Annotated in this window: 2 protein-coding genes; one reads left to right on the forward strand and one right to left on the reverse strand. The window is 67.9% G+C overall.

Annotated elements, in window-relative coordinates; genetic code table 11:
- Positions 1 to 230, forward strand: a 230-nt coding sequence (locus tag IE312_RS39855; RefSeq protein WP_268254313.1) for a rhodanese-like domain-containing protein, incomplete at its 5' end; no start/stop codon positions are given.
- Positions 231 to 394: 164 nt separating this feature from the next.
- Here the strand turns inward: IE312_RS39855 and IE312_RS13395 are convergent.
- Positions 395 to 1,463, reverse strand: a 1,069-nt coding sequence (locus IE312_RS13395) for a tetratricopeptide repeat protein (protein WP_189981430.1), incomplete at its 5' end; no start/stop codon positions are given.

Here is a 1,463-nt window from a genome sequence, read left to right on the forward strand (position 1 = left end):
TCGTCTCCATCCCGGGCGCCCGGCTGATCCCCAAGAACGAGTTCCTCATGGGCACCGCCCTGGAAGGCCTGCCGCAGGACAAGAAGCTCGTCCTGCACTGCAAGACGGGCGTCCGCAGTGCGGAAGTCCTCGCGGTCCTGAAGTCCGCGGGCTTCTCCGACGCGGTCCACGTCGGCGGCGGCGTCATCGGCTGGGTCAACCAGATCGAACCGCACAAGCCGGTCTACTGATCACCGGTCCCGCCGACCGGCGAGGCTGACGAAGCCCACGGCTCTGACCTAATCGGATGCCGTGGGCTTCTGTCGTTGTCGGCCGACGTCGGGTGACCTCGCACGGCCGCAGGACGGCCCAGCCGCTCGTCGGCCTCGCGGAGATGTTGCAGCATCGTGGCCGATCATCGGCTGTCGCGGCTGAGGAAGTTGCGGATCGTCCGGCGAAGTGCTGCACCACGGTCGAGAACTGATCTGGGCTTGATGGGTCCCTGCCCGGTTGACTCTTCATGTGGCGGAGGCTCGGTCTGAGCTGGTGTGGTGTTCATAAGCGCCGCCGCTACGTCGTCCGGCATGTGATTGTCGAGGATGGACCGGAAAGCGTCGTCGCCGAGGAGAGCCCTCTGCCGGCCGAGCCAGTAAAGGCTTCTACCGGGCGGGCTTCCAATCTCCAGTTGAAGCGCCAGCGCCCGCAGCGTGTACGGCACGCCTTCGGCGGGGCGTTGCTGCTCGATGCGGAGCACGCCCAGCTGACCTGTGGTCTCAGCGATACCGGCGCGGTCGCCGAGCTCCTCCTTGATGGTGAGGGAGGCGCGGTAGCGTTCCTCGGCCTGCTGGTAGTCCCCCCGTTGCTGCGCGAGGATGCCGAGCTGGTGGTAGCTGATGGCGATGCCGGAGCGGTAGCCGAGCTCCTCGGCGATGGTGAGGGAGGCGCGGTAGCGTTTTTCGGCCTGCTGGTAGTCCCCCCGTTCCTGCGCGAGCCTGCCGAGTTGGTGGTAGCTGGAGGCGATGCCGGAGCGGTCGCCGAGCTCCTCGGCGATGGTGAGGGAGGCGCGGTAGTGTTCCTCGGCCTGCTGGTAGTCCCCCCGTAGCTGCGCGAGGATGCCGAGTTGGTGGTAGCTGGAGGCGATGCCGGAGCGGTCGCCCAGTTCCTCGGCGATGGTGAGGGAGGCGCGGTAGTGTTCCTCGGCCTGCTGGTAGTCCCCCCGTTCCTGCGCGAGGATGCCGAGCTGGTGGTAGCTGGAGGCGATGCCGGAGCGGTCGCCCAGCTCCTCCTTGATGGTGAGGGAGGCGCGGTAGCGTTCCTCGGCCTGCTGGTAGTCCCCCCGCTCCTGCGCGAGGATGCCGAGCTGGTGGTAGCTGGAGGCGATGCCGGAGCGGTCGCCCAGCTCCTCCCTGATGGTGAGGGAGGCGCGGTAGCGTTCCTCGGCCTGCTGGTAGTCCCCCCGCAGCTCCGCGATCATGCCGAGCTGG

The organism is Streptomyces capoamus (assembly GCF_014654935.1).
Taxonomy (GTDB): domain Bacteria; phylum Actinomycetota; class Actinomycetes; order Streptomycetales; family Streptomycetaceae; genus Streptomyces; species Streptomyces capoamus.